Raw genomic sequence first — 16666 nt, 5'->3', positions numbered from 1 at the left:
AGAGTGACGGTCTTGAGTACCGACACGACCGCATCGGTGTCCACCCACATCCTGGACACCAGCATCGGACGCCCCGCCGCGTCCGTCGCCGTCTCGCTCGCCGCCCGCAGCGGCAGCGGCTCGCCGTACGTGACGCTCGGAGCCTCCGCCACCGATGCGGACGGGCGCTGCAAGGACCTGCCGGCGCTGCCGGAAGGAACGACCCATGTGCGTCTCGAATTCGACACCGAGACGTACTTTTCCAAGAAGCAAGCCGAGGCGCAGCAGGACGCCCCCCGCGTAAGGGACAGCGGCGCGTTCTTCCCGGAGGTGGCCATCGCGTTCGCGGTCGTCCCGGGCGAGCACTATCACGTACCGCTGCTGCTCAACCCGTTCGGCTACTCCGTTTACCGAGGGAGCTAGCACCGACATGCCCACGATTCTCGGCCAGAACCAGTACGGCAAAGCAGAGAACCGCGTCGTAAAGATCACGCGGGACGGCGACACCCACCACATCAAGGACCTCAACGTCTCGGTCGCCCTCTCCGGCGACATGGACGATGTGCACTACTCCGGCTCCAACGCCAACGTCCTGCCGACCGACACCACCAAGAACACGGTGTACGCGTTCGCCAAGGAGCACGGGATCGAGTCCGCCGAGCAGTTCGGCATCCACCTCGCCCGGCACTTCGTCTCCTCGCAGGAGCCGATCCACCGGGCCCGGATCCGGATCGAGGAGTACACCTGGGAGCGCATCGCGACCTCCGACGGCAACTCCAGGTTCATCGGCGCCGACGAGGTCAAGCACTCCTTCGTCCGCAAGGGCCAGGAGACCCGCGTCTCCCAGATCACCTACGACGGTGAGAACTGGGAGGTCATCTCGGGCCTCAAGGACCTGACGGTGATGAACTCGACCAACTCCGAGTTCTGGGGCTACGTCAAGGACAAGTACACGACGCTGAAGGAGGCGTACGACCGCATCCTGGCGACGGACGTCTCCGCCAGGTGGCGGTACAACTGGACCAGCGACGAGCAGCGCATGCCGAACTGGGAGAAGTCCTACGAGCAGGCGCGCAAGCACATGCTCCAGGCCTTCGCCGAGACGTACTCCCTCTCGCTCCAGCAGACCCTGTACCAAATGGGTTCGCGGATCATCAACAGCCGCAGCGAGATCGACGAGATCCGCTTCTCGCTGCCGAACAACCACCACTTCCTGGTGGACCTCGAACCGTTCGGACTCAAGAACGACAACGAGGTCTACTTCGCGGCGGACCGCCCCTACGGTCTGATCGAGGCCACCGTGCTCCGGGACGGCGTCGAGCCGAAGATCCCGGTCGACATGACCAACCTCTGACGCGGCACTGAACCCGCCCCCGCCCGCCCGCAGTTGGGCGGGGGTCGGTCATCCCGGAGGAAACACCCATGGCACAGCCTGCAACGGGGCCGGCCGAAGGCCCGTGCGAAGCCCCGAAAACCCTTACCGGCACGGCAGTTCACCCGGTCGACGAGAAGCTTCCTCCCGCCCGGCTCGTTCCCGCCGCACTCCAGCACATCGCCGCCATGTACGCGGGCGTCGTCACCCCTCCGCTGATCATCGGCCAGGCCGTCGGCCTGGACACCGCCGGGATGACCAGGCTCATCGCCGCGAGCCTTCTGATCGCCGGACTCGCCACCATCCTCCAGACCGTGGGGGTCGGCACGATCGCCGGGAACCGGCTGCCGTTCGTCAACGCGGCCTCTTCCGCCGGTATCGCGCCGATGCTCGCCATCGCCGAGACCAGCGCGCCCGGACACCAACTCCCCGCGATCTACGGGGCGGTGCTCGTCGCCGGAGTCTTCTGCCTGACGGTCGGACCGTTCTTCGGCAGACTGCTGCGCTTCTTCCCGCCGCTCGTCACCGGCGTGGTCATCACCCTCATCGGCGTCACCCTCATGCCCGTGCCGGTCGCCTGGGCGCGGGGCGGCGACGCCACCGCCGAAGACTTCGGCGCCATGAAATACCTGGCGCTGGCCGCCTTCACCCTCGTCGTCATCCTGCTCATCCAGCGCTTCGGCCGCGGCTTCCTCAAACAAGTGGCCCTGCTGGTCTGCATGTTCGTCGGCACACTGGCCGCGATCCCGTTCGGGCTCGCCGACTTCTCCGCGCTGAAGTCCGCACCGCTCGCCGCCCTGCCGACCCCCTTCGCCTTCGGCGCACCGGAGTTCCACCCCGCCGCCATCCTCTCCCTCTGCATCGTCATGCTCGTCCTGATGACGGAGTCCTCGGCCGGCATGCTGGCCCTCGGTGAGATCTGCGCGCGGGCATCATCCCGCTCGCCGCGCCCACCTTCTACGCCGGATTCCCGGCCTGGGCCCAGACCGTCCTCGGCTCCGGGATCAGTGCGGGAGCCCTGGTCGCGGTCGTACTCAACCCTGTTCTTCCACCATCTCGGCACCCACAGCCGCCCCGCTGTGGCACTCAAATCCTCCTAGGGTCCTGCCGTGCCCACATCGCCACAGAGAGAAGAAGGAAGCACCATGGCAGCTTCGGCAGACCCTCAGCGCATCGTCATCGAGAACTGTTCGATCGCCACCGTCGACGCCCACGACACGGAGTACGCCTCCGGGTACATCGTCGTGGCGGACAACCGCATCGAGTCCGTCGGCGCCGGCCAGGCACCGGAGGGCCTCACCGGGGTCGTCCGGCGGATCGACGGCACCGGGCACCTGGCGACGCCCGGACTGGTCAACACCCATCACCACTTCTACCAGTGGATCACCCGGGGCCTTGCCACCGACCACAACCTCTTCAACTGGCTGGTCGCCCTCTACCCGACCTGGGCGCGCATCGACGAGCCGATGGCCCGCGCCGCCGCGCAGGGCTCGCTCGCCATGATGGCCCGCGGCGGCGTCACCACCGCCATGGACCACCACTACGTCTTCCCCAAGGGCTCCGGCGACCTGTCCGGCGCCATCATCGGGGCCGCCCGCGAGATGGGCGTACGGTTCACCCTCGCCCGGGGCTCCATGGACCGCAGCGAGAAGGACGGCGGCCTGCCCCCGGACTTCGCCGTCGAGACCCTCGAAGGCGCGCTCGCCGCCACCGAGGCGACGATCGACGCCCACCACGACGCCTCCTTCGACTCGATGACCCAGGTCGCCGTCGCCCCCTGCTCGCCGTTCTCGGTCTCCACCGAACTGATGCGCCAGGGCGCGGAGCTGGCCCGGCGCAAGAACGTACGGCTGCACACCCATGGCTCGGAGACCGTCGAGGAGGAGCAGTTCTGCAAGGAACTGTTCGGGATGGGCCCGACCGACTACTTCGAGTCGACCGGCTGGCTCGGCAGCGATGTGTGGATGGCGCACTGCGTCCACATGAACGACTCCGACATCGCGGCCTTCGCCCGTACGGGAACGGGCGTCGCCCACTGCCCCTCCTCCAACGCCCGCCTCGCCGCGGGGATCGCCCGCGTCCCCGACATGCTCGCCGCCGGCGTCCCGGTCGGCCTCGGCGTGGACGGCACCGCCTCCAACGAGTCCGGCGAACTCCACACCGAGCTGCGCAACGCCCTCCTCATCAACCGCCTCGGCGCCCACCGCGAGGCCGCCCTGAACGCCCGTCAGGCCCTGCGCCTCGGGACCTTCGGCGGAGCCCAGGTACTGGGCCGCGCCGACCAGATCGGCTCCCTGGAGGCCGGCAAGCTCGCCGACCTCGTCCTGTGGAAGCTGGACACCCTGGCCCACTCCTCGATCGCCGACCCGGTGACCGCGCTCATCTTCGGCGCGGCCGCCCCGGTGACCCTCTCCCTCGTCGACGGCAAGCCGGTCGTCGAGGGCAACCACCTCACCACGGTGGACGAGGACGCCATCGCCCGCGTCACCCGCGACGAGGCCCGCCGCCTCGCGCAGATCGCCGCCGGAGCCTGACTCCGGAGGTATCCCCCAACCGCCGGGCTGTCCACGACTCCCGGAGGTATCCCCGACCGGCCGGTCGAGGGGGACGGCCCGAGACCGGCCGCCGTGGACCCGAGCGGGGTCCGCGGCAGCCGGTCCGGCGGACGCGCACCCGATGGTGGGCGCCGCCGGACCGGTGATGAACGCTGCCCGCACGCCCCCAACGTGCGCGCCCTCCGCACCCCCCTCTGCACGACCTGCACGACCTGCACCACCTGAGAGAGCCGCAAGCACCGCCGCACCACTTACGCACCACCTCCCTGAACCCCACGTCGCCGACGACGTGTAACCGACCGGAGGAACCGCCGTGGCCGCTGAGCCCAGGTTTCGCAAAGACGCAGATGCAGCCGCCCTCGACGTGACGGACGATGCCGTCACAGAAGCAGAAGCAGCAGACCGCCGGAAACATCCGGTCGACGAGACCCTTCCCCCACTGAAGATGTTCACCAGCGGCCTGCAGCATGTGGCCGCCATGTACGCCGGGGTGGTGGCGCCACCCCTGATCGTGGGACCGGCCGTCGGCCTCACCGCCAAGGAGACCGCCTTCCTGATGGGGGCGAGCCTGTTCACCGCAGGCATCGCCACCCTCCTCCAGACCATCGGCTTCTGGAAGGTCGGAGCCCGGCTGCCCTTCGTCAACGGCGTCTCCTTCGCCGGTGTGGCCCCGATGATCGCGATAGGCAAGGACCGGGGACACGACGGGATAGCCGTCATATTCGGGGCGATCATCGTCGCGAGCATCCTGGGCTTCGTCCTCGCCCCCTACTTCTGCAAACTGGTCCGCTTCTTCCCCCCGGTCGTCACCGGCACCGTCATCACCCTCATAGGTGTCTCGCTCCTGCCGGTCGCCTTCAACTGGTCCCAGGGCGGCAACGCGACGGCGGACGACTACGGTTCGATGACCAACATCACCATGGCCGCCGTGACCCTGGTGATCGTGCTGGCCCTGCGCAAGCTGCTGCGGGGCTTCCTCCAGCAGATCGCGATCCTCCTCGGCCTGGTCATCGGCACCCTGATCGCCATCCCCGCCGGCATCACCGACTTCAGCGCCATCAAGAACGCCGACGTGGTCGGCTTCCCCACGCCGTTCGCCTTCGGCGGCCCGCAGTTCGAGATCGCCGCCATCATCTCCATGTGCATCGTGATGCTGGTCTGCATGACCGAGTCCACCGCCGACATGCTGGCACTCGGCAAGATCGTCGGCCGCCCGGCCGACGAGAAGATCATCGAGGGCGGCCTGCGCGCCGACACCCTGGGCAGCGCCATCAGCCCGATCTTCAACGGGTTCATGTGCAGCGCCTTCGCCCAGAACGTCGGCCTCGTCGCCATGACGAAGATCCGCAGCCGCTTCGTCGTCGCGGCGGGCGGCGGCATCCTCATCGTGCTCGGCCTGGTGCCCGTCGCCGCCTCCGTCATCGCCCTCGTACCGCTGCCGGTGCTCGGCGGCGCGGGCATCGTCCTCTTCGGCACGGTCGCGGCCAGCGGCATCCAGACCCTGGCCACCGCCGCCATGGAGAAGGGCGAGAACGCGCTGATCGTGGCGGCGGCCCTCGGTATCGGCCTGATCCCGATCGCGGCGCCGCAGTTCTACCACGCCTTCCCGGAGAGCCTGCTGGTCGTCCTCGACTCGGGCATCTCCACCGGCTGCGTCGTGGCCATCGTGCTGAACCTCGCCTTCAACCACTTCGGCCGCAAGCCGGACGCGGAGGACGAGGAGCAGCACCACGGCGAGCACGTGGTGCCGGCGGCTGCCGGGGTGGGTGTCCACTGACGCATCCGCCGTACGCAGCCCGGTGAAGCCCCGCGTCCCGCGCGGGGCTTCGGCCGTGCCTCACCTCCGGCCGGTGCGGGGCCTCGCCCCGGTCGCGCCTCAGCTTCCGTCGATGCGGTAGCTGTCCCCGTACACCTTCCACCGCAGCGGTGTCTCCAGCTGGAGCTTCCCCTCCCGTACGAAGACGCGCTGGGCGCTCTCCACCCGGCTGGCGTCGGTGTGCGAAGGCTCCCGGCCGATCGCGGCGACGCGGGCATCGAGGAAGGCGTTCAGATACGCCTTCTCGTCACCGCCCCGCGCGGGCGGCCGGGACGCCGCCAGGGCCTCGCGGCGCATCGTCCGGAACCCGACCGAGCCTTCCGTGTCACCCGCGCCGTGCATCACGTACGCGTCGTAGTAGATGAACTGCCCCAGCGCCCCGAGCCCGTCCTTCTCCGCCTGCTCCACCGCCGGATCGAAATAGGCGGCGTCCCGCTCCGCGTCCTGCGCGGCGCGGAAGACGGAGTCCTCGGCCGCCTTCGCCCACGCCTGCGTGAACGGTTCGCCGAGCCCGGCGTGGGAGTCGCTGCCCTCCACCGCGCGCAGTGCGGGCAGGAACCGCTCCAGCGGATTGCCGGGGCGCGCCTTGGCGTACCGTTCGACGACCTTCCTCATGTCACCGGTGCCGGAACAGAACCCGATGATGCCCGCCGTGTACCCCCGGCCGTCCCCGATGTCCTCGATGTACGGGTACTGCGCCTCCCAGTCCAGCGAGGAGTTCTCCGCACTGGAGACCAGCTGCATGGCGATCCGCTTCTTCGCCGGGTCGGCCAGCCCCGCCTCCGGATCCTGGGACGCGGATCCGGAGCATCCGGTCAGGGCGGCGGCCGTGAGGAGAGCGGCGGCGAGGGGCAGGCGCAGGGCGCGGACGATGTGCTTCACCCGCCCAGCCTGCCAGGCCGGGGCCCTGGAGCGGACGGCCGCCCGGCGGCTGTAGCGTCAGGGGTATGGAAGATCAGTCAGTTGTGGATGTCGGCGATGTGCGCCTCGCGTACCGGACCTGGGGCGATGCGTTCGGCTCGCCCGTCGTGCTGCTGCACGGCCTCGGCGGTTCCGCCGCGGACTGGGAGGCGGCCGGCCCCCTGCTGGGCCAGGAGTGGCGGGTCTTCGCCCTGGACCTGCGGGGCCACGGCGAGAGTGACTGGCCCGACGAGTACGACCTGGAGCTGATGGTCGAGGACGTCGTCGGCTTCCTCGACGAGCTGGAGCTGAACCGGGTCGGCCTCGTCGGCCACGGCATGGGCGGCGTCGTCGCCCGGCTGCTGGCCCAGGAGCACTCCGACCGGGTGGAGCGGCTGGTGCTGGTGGAGACCCCGGCCCCCTTCCCCGGCGACCCGGGCCCGGCCGGGCGGCCCGATGGCCCGGTGGACTACGACGAGAACGCGGTGCCCGCCGTACGCGACCAGCTCGCCGACCCCGGTCCCGACGCGTCCGAGGGCCTCGGCGAGATCGTCGCCCCCACGATGATCATCACCGGCGGTCCGGAGAGCCGTATGCCGCAGGAGCGCCAGGCGGACATGGCCTCGCTGATCCCGGACTGCCGGATGATCACGGTCCCGGGCGGCCACCGGATGCACGAGACCCGGGCCGACCAGGTGGCCCCGCACATCACGGAGTTCTTCACCAGCTGAGGCGCCGGTCCTGCCGTGGGGCGACCCTGCCGTGGGCCGGTCCGGCCTTGGATGGCGGAGACAGGGGCATGCCGGGGCCGGGGCGTTGTCAGTGGCGGCTGCCATGATCGGCACCATGGACTTCGACCGTGCCCTGTTCCTCGCCGAACCGGACGCCCAGCCCTGGACTTCCTACTCCCACGCCTACGGCAGCGCCGAGGACGTCCCCGGCTTCCTGCGCGCCCTCGCCGGGGACGACGACGCGGCGGCCGAGGAGGCGCAGAGCGAGCTGTACGGCAGCATCCTGCACCAGGGCTCGGTGTACGAGGCCTCGGCGAAGGCGGTGCCCTTCCTGGCCCGGATCGCCGCGGCGGGCATCCGTACGCCGGACGTGCTCCTGCTGATCGGCGGGATAGCGGAGGGCGGCGCGGACCCGGGCGGGAGTGCGTCCGAGGAGAGCGACGAGGTGGCCTGCCGCCGGGCCGTCGCCGAGCAACTGCCGCTGCTCCTGGCCTCGGTGGGCCACGAGGACCGTGCCGTACGCCAGGCCGCCGCCTGGGCGGTGGGGGTGACGGGAGCGGCCGCGGCCGGACCCGCGGCGCCGGTGCTCCGGGACCGGGCGGCCGTCGAGAGCGACCCGCTGGTCCGCGCCGAACTCCTGGCGGCCAGGTCCCGGTTGGACCCCGAGGGGGCCATACCGGCGGCGACCGGGGCCCTCGGCCCGGACAGCCCGCCGGAGCTGCGGATCGCGGCCGTGCTGGCCTGCGTGGACATCGGGTTGCCCTGGACCCGGGCCCACCACGAGGCCGTGCTGGCCCTGCTTCCCCTGGACCCTCTGGTCGCCGACCGGTTCGACCTCTCCCGCAACGAACCCCTGCACCACCTCACCCTGACCCTGCTGGACCGGAACACCGAGCCGGACCGGGAGGCGGTGCTCACGCTGCTGGACGCCGCGCTGCGCAGCGACGATCCGGAGGCCCGCGCCGAGGCGGTGTGGGCGGCCACGACAGCGTGCGAGCTCTCCCGCAGCGCACCCGCGCGGCTGGCCCCCGCGCTGATATCGGTGGCCGTGGACGACGGGCCGGACGATGTGTCCGGTGCCCTGTCGGCGCTCGGGAGGCTCGGTGCGTCGGGGGCTCCCGCCGCCGACGCGCTGGCGGTGCGCGCGACGGGCGAGGGCGATGCGGCGGACCGGGCCCTCGAAGTGCTGGTCGCCGTCGACCCGGTACGGGCCGCGCCCCTGCTCGCCCGGGATCCGGAGCGGCGGCCCCGGGCGCTCGGAGCCGCGTGCGGCGGGCCCGCCGGGTCCCTGCCGGTCGTGCCGTACGACCCCGAGCTGCTGGTGGCGCTCCGGCGGCGGCTCGCCACGACGGAGTCCGGCACCACCACTTCGTTCCGGCTGGCGGCGGTGCTCACGGCCTGGGGCCCGGACGCGGCCGCCGCCGTGCCCGAGCTGCTCGCCGCACTGCCGTCACACCCCCGGCTGCTGCCCAAGGTGCTGGTCGCCGTCTGCCCGCCCGACCAGCGCGCGGAGGTGGCCGAGGCGCTGCGCGCGCGGGCCGGGACCGGACCGGTGGACGACCGGATCGAGGCGGCTCGTGCGCTCCACGAACTGACCGGCGACCACGGCCTGTTGCTGCCCCTGCTCGCCGGGCGGCTCACGGAGAGTGCCGGGGGAGGCGGGGGATCCGATGAGCGGATACGGGAGGCGGCGACGGCCGCCGCCGCCGTCGGGCCCCCTGCCGCACCGCTCCTACCCGCACTGCGCGCCGCCCTCAACGCCCCCGGCACCGAGCGGAACAACCCGCAGACGGACGACGACATCGCGGTCGCCGTCGCCCTGCACCGGATCACCGGCGACGCGGCGGAGGCGGTGCCGGTGCTGGCCGGGGTGCTCGGCGACACCGAAGCGCTCTGGCGGCGCTGGACCCTGATCCGCGCCGCCCGGGCGGCCGGGGGCCTCGGCCCGGCGGCCCGGCCGCTCGTCCCCGTACTGAAGGCGCTGCTCACCGACCCCGGACAGGTGCCGTCGGCGGTGGCGGCCCTGCGTGCCATCGCCCCCGACGAGCTGGACGCCGGGCGCGCGGCCGGGCTCCTGCTGGACGCGGCGGAAGCGGGCACCGCCCCCTTCGAGGCCGTGGACGCACTGGTGGCGCTCGGCGCGGACGCCCTGTCCGACGTGCACCGGGCGCGGCTCGCGGCGCTGGGGGAGCGGGACCTGAGAGTGGTGAGGTCCGGGCTGGACGGCACGATCGAGGCCGCCGACGAACGGCTGCGAGCCCGGGTGCGCGCCGCAGTCAGGCGTGGATGATCCGGCCGACCAGTTCCGGAATCCATTCGACGTACTCGATCTCCGCCCCGTCCGCGTGGCGGGCGTGGAGGAACCGCCCGGTCGGGCCGCTGGTCGCGGGGGTGGTGATGGTGGCGTCGGCGGACTCCAGCGTGGCCCGGAGGGCGTCGAGGTCGTCGACGACGACGGTGGCCGAGGCGTGGCCGTACCGCGCGCGTTCTTCGACCGGGCCGCCGATGACCAGGAAGTTCCCGATGGCGGCGAGGGTGATCTCGTGGAACGCCAGCCGCAGGTGGGGCTGCTCGCCGGTCAGCTCCTCCAGCAGCGGCAGCGCCCGGTCGAGGTCGTCGGTCCAGAGGCGTGCGTAGGTCTTCAGGATGGTCATCACTGCGCTCCCTCGGTCTCTTCCGGATACTGGGAAACCGTAGGTGCGAAGGGTCTGACGTGGAAGAACGCACTTTTTGGTGCGAGAGGCACCGGAACGGAACCGAGCAGTGTGCCGCCGCCCCTCAGCTCCCCGGCCGCCGGTCCGGCTGCCAGTCCGGCCGGCGGCCGCTGAGGCCGATCACCCGGTCCAGCAGCGGGGCGCCGACCGGCACCGGGACGGGCGGCCCGAAGAGGCTCTCGCCGTCCGGATCGTCGTCGGCCGGTGCCAGCAGGGCCTCGCAGGAGCGCAGTTCGGTCTCTCCGGCCTCGTACGGCTGCCCGGTCGACCGGGCCAGGTCCCAGCCGTGGACGACGAGTTCGTTGAGCGCGACGGCCCCCGCCACCTCGCCCGGCAGCTCCACCCCGCCCGCCCGCGTCATCCCCGTCCACGCGTCGGCGGAGCGCCAGGCCGCCGCCACCTCCTCCAGCCGCCGGGGCAGCACCTCACGCCAGTCGTCGTCGAGGACGGGCAGGGCGGAGTCCGGGGAGAGGGCCGTGCTCGCCCCGAGGTCCTTGCGGGCCGCGTCACGGAAGGCGGCGGCCAGCCCGGTGAGGTGGGCCAGCAGCTCCCGTACGGCATAGTCCGTGCAGGGTGTGGGGCCGCCCAGCCGGCCGTCGTCGATCGCACCGAGCAGACCGGCGATCCGCCGGGCGGCCGGCTCCAGATCGGGGAGGGGAGCGGGGGTGGAGGCGTGCGTGCTGTCGGAGTTCATACAGGGCAGACGGTTCCGCCACCGAGAACTCATCGGAGGATCCACGGCGAGCTCGGCAGCGGAGGTACGAGGGGTTCACCGGCCCGGGCGCGCGGCGCACACCACCACATAGCGGAAGGTTCCTCTCCGTCCTCTTGTCGGCAACCCCCAGGCCATGTCATACAGGTCTGGACCATTGCTGTCCGGATGGAAGGCACCACCGTGCAACGCCCCCACATATCTGCCGCGTTTGCCTGTTCCGCCGCCCTGCTCCTCGCCCCCCTCCTCACTGCCTGCGGCGGTACCGCCGACGCCGACACGAAGCGTCCCAGCACCCCGAAGGGCGTGACCGCGCAGGCGAGCAGCTCCACCTCGGTGCACGTCATGTGGGAGGCCGCCTCCGACGACAAGGCGGTCGCCGGTTACGAGGTCTACCGAGGGAAGACCAAGGTCAAGAGCGTCCCGGCGGCCAAGCACATGATCGACGTCAACGGGCTGACGGCCTCGACCGGCTACACCTTCACCGTCCGCTCCAAGGACACGGCCGGGAACCTCTCCGCGCCCAGTGAGGCCATCCCCGTCACCACCCAGGCCACCCCGCCCAAGGACGACACGGCCCCCACCGTCCCGGCGAAGCTGACCGGCACCGCCGACGGAAGCCGCGTGGCCACCCTCACCTGGGGCAAGTCCACGGACGACGTCGGCGTCACCTCGTACGACATCTACCAGGAAGGCTCCAGGATCCACAGCGTCCCGTCCTCCGAGACGACGGCGAAGCTCGCGGGCCTGCGCCCGGGAACCGTCTACACCTTCACCGTCCGGGCCCGGGACGCCTCCGACAAGTCCTCTCCCGACAGCAACGCGCTCGACCTCACCACCGAGTCCGCCCCCGGCGCCCCCGCGAGCACCGCCCCCACCGGGCTGCGCACCGAGATCGGCAAGGAGGGCGCCGAGTTCACCGTCGACCTGTCCTGGGACCAGCCCGACACGGGCGGCGTGATCCCCGCCTACCAGCTCTATCTGAACGGCAAGCTGACCACCACCATCGTCTGGGGCGGTACGCCTCCGAAGGGCCGGGCCACCTACCGGCTGAACCTCGCGGAACCGGCCGGCACCCGCTACTCGGTGAAACTCAGGGCCAAGCTCCCGGACGGCAAGTGGGGTGACTTCTCGGCCCAGCCCACGATCGTCCTGGCGGACTGACGCGACGTCGGCCCATCCGCCTCCCAGGCGTGCGGCGCCCCGCCCCTTATGGTCCATTGATCCCAGAAGGCCGGAGGGCCGGAGGACCGAAGGGGCTGACGCATGGACCTGGGAGACGGCGCGCCGATGGAGTACACGGCGGCGTACGGCACCGAGACGGGTGGTGGCACAGGCGGAGGAGCGGCGGGATCGGGGCCCGGCCCCGCTCCCGCTCCCGGCGGGAGCACCGCATGAGCAGCGCGGCCGACACGAAACCCGCCCGGGAGGAGGAGCCCCCGGCCAGGCGGAAGTTCACCTTCCCCAGCGCCCTCACCATCCTCGTGGTCGTCACGCTCGGCGTCTGGGTCCTGGCCTTCCTCGTCCCGCCCGGCGTCTACGACCGCAACGAGGACGGAGCCCCGGTCCAGGGCACGTACCACCGCGTCGACTCCGACCAGGGCTTCGTCGACCGCTTGAACGACCTCTTCCTCTCCCCGGTCAACGGCCTCTACGGCGTCCAGGACGCGAAGACGGGCGTGGTCGGCCCGGACCTGGCCGGCGAGCTGTACGGCAGCGCGGGCGTGTTCCTCTTCGTCCTCGCCATCGGCGCGTTCATCACGGTGGTCTTCGCCACCGGCGCCCTGGACCGGGGCATCGGCCGCCTCGCACACCGCCTGCGCGACCGGGGCGCGCTGCTCATCGCGGGCGTGATGCTCGTCTTCTCGCTGCTCGGCACGGTCGAGGGCTTCGCGGAGGAGACGCTCGGGTTCTACGGCCTGATCATCCCGCTGATGCTGGCCCTCGGCTACGACCGGATGGTGGCCACCGGCACGATCATCCTGGGCGCGGGCATCGGCGTGCTCTGCTCCACGGTCAACCCCTTCGCCACCGGAGTGGCCTCGTCCGCCGCCGACATCTCGCTCGGCGACGGCATCGTGCTGCGCGCGATCATGTGGGTGGTCCTGACGGCGGTGACGATCGCCTATGTCATCCGGTACGCCAACCGCGTCCGCAGGAACCCCGAGCGCTCGCTCTCCGGCTTCCTCCCCGGCGACCGCGAACACAACGCGGCGGACGCGGAGGAACCCCCGGAGCTGACCCGGCTGCACCAGGTCGTCCTGGTCCTCGTCGCCCTGGTCTTCGCCTTCATGATCTTCTCGGTCGTCCCGTGGGCCGGGGCCCTCACGGGCGACGCCGACGCCACCCCGTACGGCTTCGAACTGGGCTGGTCCTTCCCGCAACTGGCCGCGCTCTTCCTGGTCGCGGCGGTCCTGGTGGGCGTCGTCGCCCGGTTCGGCGAGCAGAAGCTCAGCTCGACGATCATCCAGGGCGCGGCCGACTTCATCTCCCCGGCGCTCGTCATCGTGCTCGCGCGCGGTGTCACCGTCATCATGAACAACTCGCAGATCACGGACACCGTGCTGCACTCGATCGAGGGCGTGGTCTCGGGGACGTCGTCGGCGCTCTTCGCGGTCTTCGTCTTCCTCGTCAACCTGCCGCTGGCCTTCCTCATCCCCTCCACCTCCGGCCACGCCACCCTGGCGATGCCGATCCTGGCCCCCCTCGCCGACTTCGCGGGCGTTTCCCGTGCGGTGGTCGTCACGGCCTGGCAGGCGGCGAGCGGCTGGATGAACCTCTGGGTCCCGACGACGGCGGTCACCATCGGCGGGGTGGCGCTGGCGAAGATCGGCTACGACAAGTACCTGCGGTTCGTCTGGCCGCTGCTGGCCGTCCTGGCCGTGCTGATCTGCGGGTTCGTGGCGCTGGGGGCGGTGTGGACCTGAGGGGGCTCGGGAACGGTCACGCCCCAGGCGGCCATGGCGTCCAGCACATCGCGCAGACCCTCACCGAGAGGGGTGAGCCGGTACTCCACGCGAGGCGGGATCTCGGCGTACGCGGTGCGGGTGACGATGCCGGTCGCCTCGAACTGCCGGAGTCTGCTGGTCAGGGTGTGCGGGCTGATCCCGGGCAGGGCGTCACGGAGTTCGGTGAAGCGGTGGGGGCCGTGCAGAAGCTCGCGCACGATCAGCGTGGCCCACGGGCCGCCGAGCAGCGTGAGGAACCGGGCGACGCCGCATTCGGGCAGAGAAGTCGTGGACATGGTTCCACGCTAACCCATTAGTGCAGTTGAAGTAACTGATGCATCACATGCACTAATGGGTCCATGACCTACGTGATCCACGGCGCCACCGGCGCCCAAGGTGCCCCTGTCGTCTCCGTGCTCGCCGCCGCCGGCAAGCCGGTCGTCCCCCTCGCCCGCCGCGCCGGCGCGGCAGCCCAGGGCCCGGCGACCGTCGCCGCCGACTGCTCCTCCGCCCAGCAGCTGACCGACCTCTATCGGGGCGCCGCCGGCGTATTCGTCCATCTGCCCCTCGGCGCGGAGGCGGACCGCGTCCGGTACGCGCACAACATCGTCGCCGCGATCCGGGAGGCGTCGCCGGCCCGGGTGGTCTTCTCCACCAGTGGCTCCGGAGGCGGCGGGCTTCCGGAACCGGCGGACAGCGCGGTCTCGACGCTGACCGACGGGCTGGAGGCGGGCGACATCTCCTACGCGGTCGTCCGGCCCCGGCTGTTCCTGGAGAACCTGCTCCTGCCGCAGGTCGTCGGAGCCGCCCGCGAGCAGGGAGCTCTGCGCTACCCGCTGCGCGCCGACTTCCCGGTCTCCTGGGCCTCGCACCTCGACATCGCCGATGTCGTCGCCGACCTGTTCGACCGCCCCGACGTCACCGGCACCATCGACGTCGGACAGCTTCCCGCGATCACCGGTCCGGACCTGGCCGGGGCGTTCGGCGAGCACCTCGGGCGCGAGGTCTCCTACGAGGCGATCACGCCCGCCGCCTTCGGCACGTCGATAGCGCCCCTGCTCGGCGAGGGCCCCGCAGCGGGCGTCGCCGGCCTCTACCGGGCGCTCGGCGAGCTCACGGACCATGCCATCGCTCCCGAGCGGTCCGCCCAGAAGCTGCTCGGACGGGACCCCAGGAGCACGGGCCGGTGGCTGGCCGACCTGGGCCTCTAGGCGGGCGCGCGGTACCGGGCGGGCGGGCCCGGACGCCATGCCCGCCGACAGGCTCCGTACCGAGGGCTACGAGGTGCCGTCGAGCACCTCTCGCAGCCGCTGCCCGAACTCGTCCGGCTTCCCCGGATATCCGAACTCCCCGTCGAGGAAGCCGCCGTGGTGGCTCGGGAAGACGGTCACCCGCTGCCCCAGCAGTTCGGCGGTGGCGACGGAGGTGCGCCCGGTCTGCACGTTCGTGGACTCCTCGCCCACGGCGATCACCACGCGGGTCGGGGCCGCGGCGATCGCGTCGGCGTCCGGCCGGTAGCTGCTGATCGCCCAGGAACGGTCGGACAGCAGCGGGTCGTCACGCGAGCCGTCGTCCCCGGTGGGCATCCCGAACGCGGCGGGATCGGCCTCGGCCTGCGCGAAGTACTCCTCGGTGAACTCGCCCTCCCACGAGGTCATCGCCACGAACGCGGCCATCCCGGCCCCCCACCCCCGTTTCGTGTACGCCTCCAGGACACCGGCCCGTGCCCGCACGGCCGCCGGGCCGTCCGGAGTGAGGGTGATGAGCGGCGGCTCGTGAGCGACCAGGACGGTCACGTCAGCCGGGTACTTCGCCACGACGGCGAGCGCGGTGACCGCCCCACCGCTGCTGGCGAACATCTCGACCGGCCCGGCCCCCAGCGCGCCGATGACGGCGTGCACATCGTCGGCCTGGGTCTCCGGCGTGTGGTCGGTCCGCCCGTCTTTACGGATGCTGCGCCCGAGTCCGCGCGGGTCGTAGGTGGCGACGGTCCGGTCAGGGAAGCGCGCCGCGAGCGCGGCGAAGCCGCCGGCGTCCATGGGCTGCCCGATCATGAGCAGCGGCGGGCGCCCGTCGGCGGTGGGCAGCGGTCCGCGCACGTCGTGGACGAGGTCGGCACCGGGGGTCTCAAGTGTGTGGGTCTTCATGCCTGTACAGACCGGCCCCGCTCCGGAAACTCATCGGCCGGCGCCCCTTCACCCTTACCTCACCATGGAAGGCTCCGAAGACCCCGAAGACCCCGAACACCCCGAACACCCCGACCACCCCGGCTCCTTGCAGGGCCCACACCGCCCCGGCGATGCTGTGCCCATGACCGTCGACGAGGCATGGGACCGGATCGAGGAATGGCTCCGCGCCAACGCCCCCGTCCGCCACGCGGATCTTCCGCCTCCGGCCACCCCGGGGGAGATCCGAGCGGCGCAGGACGCGGTCGGCTGCGCGTTCCCTGCCGAACTGGTGGCGTCCCTAGCCCGGCACGACGGGTCGGGCGGGTTCCTCCTCCCGCCCCTTCACGAGCTCCACGGCACCCGCCTGATCGTGGAGGAGTACCGCGCGTACCGGCGGGCGGACCAACGGCGTGGCCCGGGAGAGCGCCCCTGGTGGCAGCCCCGCTGGATTCCCGTCGCTCACGACGGATGCGGCAACAGCCTCTTCGTCAGCCAGGAGCCCGGCCCCTCCTTCGGCCGGATCGGGGACCACGCGAAGGACGAGGGCGGTTCGTTCTCCTACGAGGGGGCGTGGGCGTCATTGGGGGCGTACCTCGCGTCCACGGCCCGGGGGCTCCACGACGGTGTCTGGGGCGACTACGAACCGTATGTCGACGACGAGGGCTTCCTGGACTGGCGCGATCGGTCCGAGGGTGTCGTCGTGGACTGGGACATGGCCCAGCTGAACCGCCGCTTCGGCTTCGGGTGAAAAACCCGGGGGCCCCGGGGACC

16 protein-coding genes are annotated in these 16666 nt (G+C 71.6%); 11 read left to right on the top strand and 5 right to left on the bottom strand.

Annotated elements, in window-relative coordinates:
* Window positions 1-12 precede the first annotated feature (12 nt).
* From uraH to ACK8N7_RS05910, 5 genes are all read left to right on the top strand, one after another.
* Complete coding sequence (gene uraH / locus ACK8N7_RS05930) at window positions 13-402, top strand: hydroxyisourate hydrolase (RefSeq protein ID WP_403211148.1); 390 nt, start codon at window positions 13-15, stop codon at window positions 400-402.
* Window positions 403-409: 7 nt separating this feature from the next.
* Window positions 410-1333, top strand: coding sequence for a factor-independent urate hydroxylase (gene pucL, locus ACK8N7_RS05925; RefSeq protein WP_403211146.1), 924 nt, complete (start codon window positions 410-412; stop codon window positions 1331-1333).
* A 68-nt stretch (window positions 1334-1401) separates the two neighbouring features.
* Complete coding sequence (locus ACK8N7_RS05920; protein ID WP_500441309.1) at window positions 1402-2451, top strand: solute carrier family 23 protein; 1050 nt, start codon at window positions 1402-1404, stop codon at window positions 2449-2451.
* A gap of 45 nt (window positions 2452-2496) precedes the next feature.
* Window positions 2497-3885 (top strand): 8-oxoguanine deaminase, encoded by a 1389-nt coding sequence (locus ACK8N7_RS05915; RefSeq protein WP_403211142.1) that lies wholly within the window; start codon window positions 2497-2499, stop codon window positions 3883-3885.
* Window positions 3886-4270: 385 nt separating this feature from the next.
* Complete coding sequence (locus ACK8N7_RS05910) at window positions 4271-5683, top strand: nucleobase:cation symporter-2 family protein (protein WP_403211140.1); 1413 nt, start codon at window positions 4271-4273, stop codon at window positions 5681-5683.
* 99 nt (window positions 5684-5782) lie between these two features.
* Here the strand turns inward: ACK8N7_RS05910 and ACK8N7_RS05905 are convergent, their stop codons facing one another.
* Complete coding sequence (locus ACK8N7_RS05905; protein ID WP_403211138.1) at window positions 5783-6604, bottom strand: chitosanase; 822 nt, start codon at window positions 6602-6604, stop codon at window positions 5783-5785.
* 65 nt (window positions 6605-6669) lie between these two features.
* On the opposite strand from ACK8N7_RS05905, the gene ACK8N7_RS05900 reads away from it, so the two are divergent.
* Both ACK8N7_RS05900 and ACK8N7_RS05895 read left to right on the top strand, forming a co-directional pair.
* On the top strand, window positions 6670-7353 hold the full coding sequence (locus ACK8N7_RS05900; protein ID WP_500441307.1) for an alpha/beta fold hydrolase: 684 nt from the start codon (window positions 6670-6672) through the stop codon (window positions 7351-7353).
* Window positions 7354-7468: 115 nt separating this feature from the next.
* Window positions 7469-9643, top strand: a complete 2175-nt coding sequence (locus tag ACK8N7_RS05895; protein WP_500441305.1) for a hypothetical protein — start codon at window positions 7469-7471, stop codon at window positions 9641-9643.
* On the opposite strand, the gene ACK8N7_RS05890 is transcribed toward ACK8N7_RS05895, so the two are convergent.
* Window positions 9630-10007, bottom strand: a complete 378-nt coding sequence (locus ACK8N7_RS05890; RefSeq protein ID WP_403211133.1) for a VOC family protein — start codon at window positions 10005-10007, stop codon at window positions 9630-9632. The two genes, ACK8N7_RS05895 and ACK8N7_RS05890, sit on opposite strands and share 14 nt — an antisense overlap.
* Window positions 10008-10131: 124 nt before the next feature.
* Window positions 10132-10761 (bottom strand): TIGR03086 family metal-binding protein, encoded by a 630-nt coding sequence (locus tag ACK8N7_RS05885; RefSeq protein WP_500441303.1) that lies wholly within the window; start codon window positions 10759-10761, stop codon window positions 10132-10134.
* A gap of 186 nt (window positions 10762-10947) precedes the next feature.
* On the opposite strand from ACK8N7_RS05885, the gene ACK8N7_RS05880 reads away from it, so the two are divergent.
* Window positions 10948-11943 (top strand): fibronectin type III domain-containing protein, encoded by a 996-nt coding sequence (locus ACK8N7_RS05880; protein ID WP_500441301.1) that lies wholly within the window; start codon window positions 10948-10950, stop codon window positions 11941-11943.
* A 230-nt stretch (window positions 11944-12173) separates the two neighbouring features.
* Window positions 12174-13706, top strand: a complete 1533-nt coding sequence (locus ACK8N7_RS05875) for a YfcC family protein (RefSeq protein ID WP_403211127.1) — start codon at window positions 12174-12176, stop codon at window positions 13704-13706.
* Here the strand turns inward: ACK8N7_RS05875 and ACK8N7_RS05870 are convergent.
* Complete coding sequence (locus ACK8N7_RS05870) at window positions 13613-14023, bottom strand: winged helix-turn-helix transcriptional regulator (protein ID WP_500441299.1); 411 nt, start codon at window positions 14021-14023, stop codon at window positions 13613-13615. The two genes, ACK8N7_RS05875 and ACK8N7_RS05870, sit on opposite strands and share 94 nt — an antisense overlap.
* Window positions 14024-14086: 63 nt before the next feature.
* On the opposite strand from ACK8N7_RS05870, the gene ACK8N7_RS05865 reads away from it, so the two are divergent.
* The gene (locus tag ACK8N7_RS05865) at window positions 14087-14938 is read left to right on the top strand and encodes an SDR family oxidoreductase (RefSeq protein ID WP_500441297.1); all 852 of its coding nucleotides are present in this window, start codon (window positions 14087-14089) and stop codon (window positions 14936-14938) included.
* A gap of 66 nt (window positions 14939-15004) precedes the next feature.
* Here the strand turns inward: ACK8N7_RS05865 and ACK8N7_RS05860 are convergent, their stop codons facing one another.
* Window positions 15005-15874 (bottom strand): alpha/beta fold hydrolase, encoded by an 870-nt coding sequence (locus ACK8N7_RS05860; protein WP_403211121.1) that lies wholly within the window; start codon window positions 15872-15874, stop codon window positions 15005-15007.
* 163 nt (window positions 15875-16037) lie between these two features.
* On the opposite strand from ACK8N7_RS05860, the gene ACK8N7_RS05855 reads away from it, so the two are divergent.
* Entirely contained in the window at window positions 16038-16643 is a 606-nt protein-coding gene (locus ACK8N7_RS05855) for an SMI1/KNR4 family protein (protein ID WP_403211119.1), read from the top strand.
* Window positions 16644-16666 lie beyond the last annotated feature (23 nt).

Source organism: Streptomyces griseobrunneus (assembly GCF_046713465.1).
Taxonomy (GTDB): Bacteria; Actinomycetota; Actinomycetes; order Streptomycetales; family Streptomycetaceae; genus Streptomyces; species Streptomyces microflavus.
Note: the sequence above shows the minus strand (reverse complement) of the source record. Positions and strands in the feature narration are given on the sequence as shown.

Coding starts and splice junctions, on each gene's coding strand:
- ACK8N7_RS05890 (WP_403211133.1), bottom strand. CDS start 10,007: ATGACCATCCTGAAGACCTACGCACGCCTCTGGACCGACGACCTCGAC.
- ACK8N7_RS05920 (WP_500441309.1), top strand. CDS start 1,402: ATGGCACAGCCTGCAACGGGGCCGGCCGAAGGCCCGTGCGAAGCCCCG.
- ACK8N7_RS05895 (WP_500441305.1), top strand. CDS start 7,469: ATGGACTTCGACCGTGCCCTGTTCCTCGCCGAACCGGACGCCCAGCCC.
- pucL (WP_403211146.1), top strand. CDS start 410: ATGCCCACGATTCTCGGCCAGAACCAGTACGGCAAAGCAGAGAACCGC.
- ACK8N7_RS05900 (WP_500441307.1), top strand. CDS start 6,670: ATGGAAGATCAGTCAGTTGTGGATGTCGGCGATGTGCGCCTCGCGTAC.
- ACK8N7_RS05870 (WP_500441299.1), bottom strand. CDS start 14,023: ATGTCCACGACTTCTCTGCCCGAATGCGGCGTCGCCCGGTTCCTCACG.
- ACK8N7_RS05860 (WP_403211121.1), bottom strand. CDS start 15,874: ATGAAGACCCACACACTTGAGACCCCCGGTGCCGACCTCGTCCACGAC.
- ACK8N7_RS05875 (WP_403211127.1), top strand. CDS start 12,174: ATGAGCAGCGCGGCCGACACGAAACCCGCCCGGGAGGAGGAGCCCCCG.
- ACK8N7_RS05865 (WP_500441297.1), top strand. CDS start 14,087: ATGACCTACGTGATCCACGGCGCCACCGGCGCCCAAGGTGCCCCTGTC.
- ACK8N7_RS05915 (WP_403211142.1), top strand. CDS start 2,497: ATGGCAGCTTCGGCAGACCCTCAGCGCATCGTCATCGAGAACTGTTCG.
- ACK8N7_RS05880 (WP_500441301.1), top strand. CDS start 10,948: ATGGAAGGCACCACCGTGCAACGCCCCCACATATCTGCCGCGTTTGCC.
- ACK8N7_RS05885 (WP_500441303.1), bottom strand. CDS start 10,761: ATGAACTCCGACAGCACGCACGCCTCCACCCCCGCTCCCCTCCCCGAT.
- ACK8N7_RS05855 (WP_403211119.1), top strand. CDS start 16,038: ATGACCGTCGACGAGGCATGGGACCGGATCGAGGAATGGCTCCGCGCC.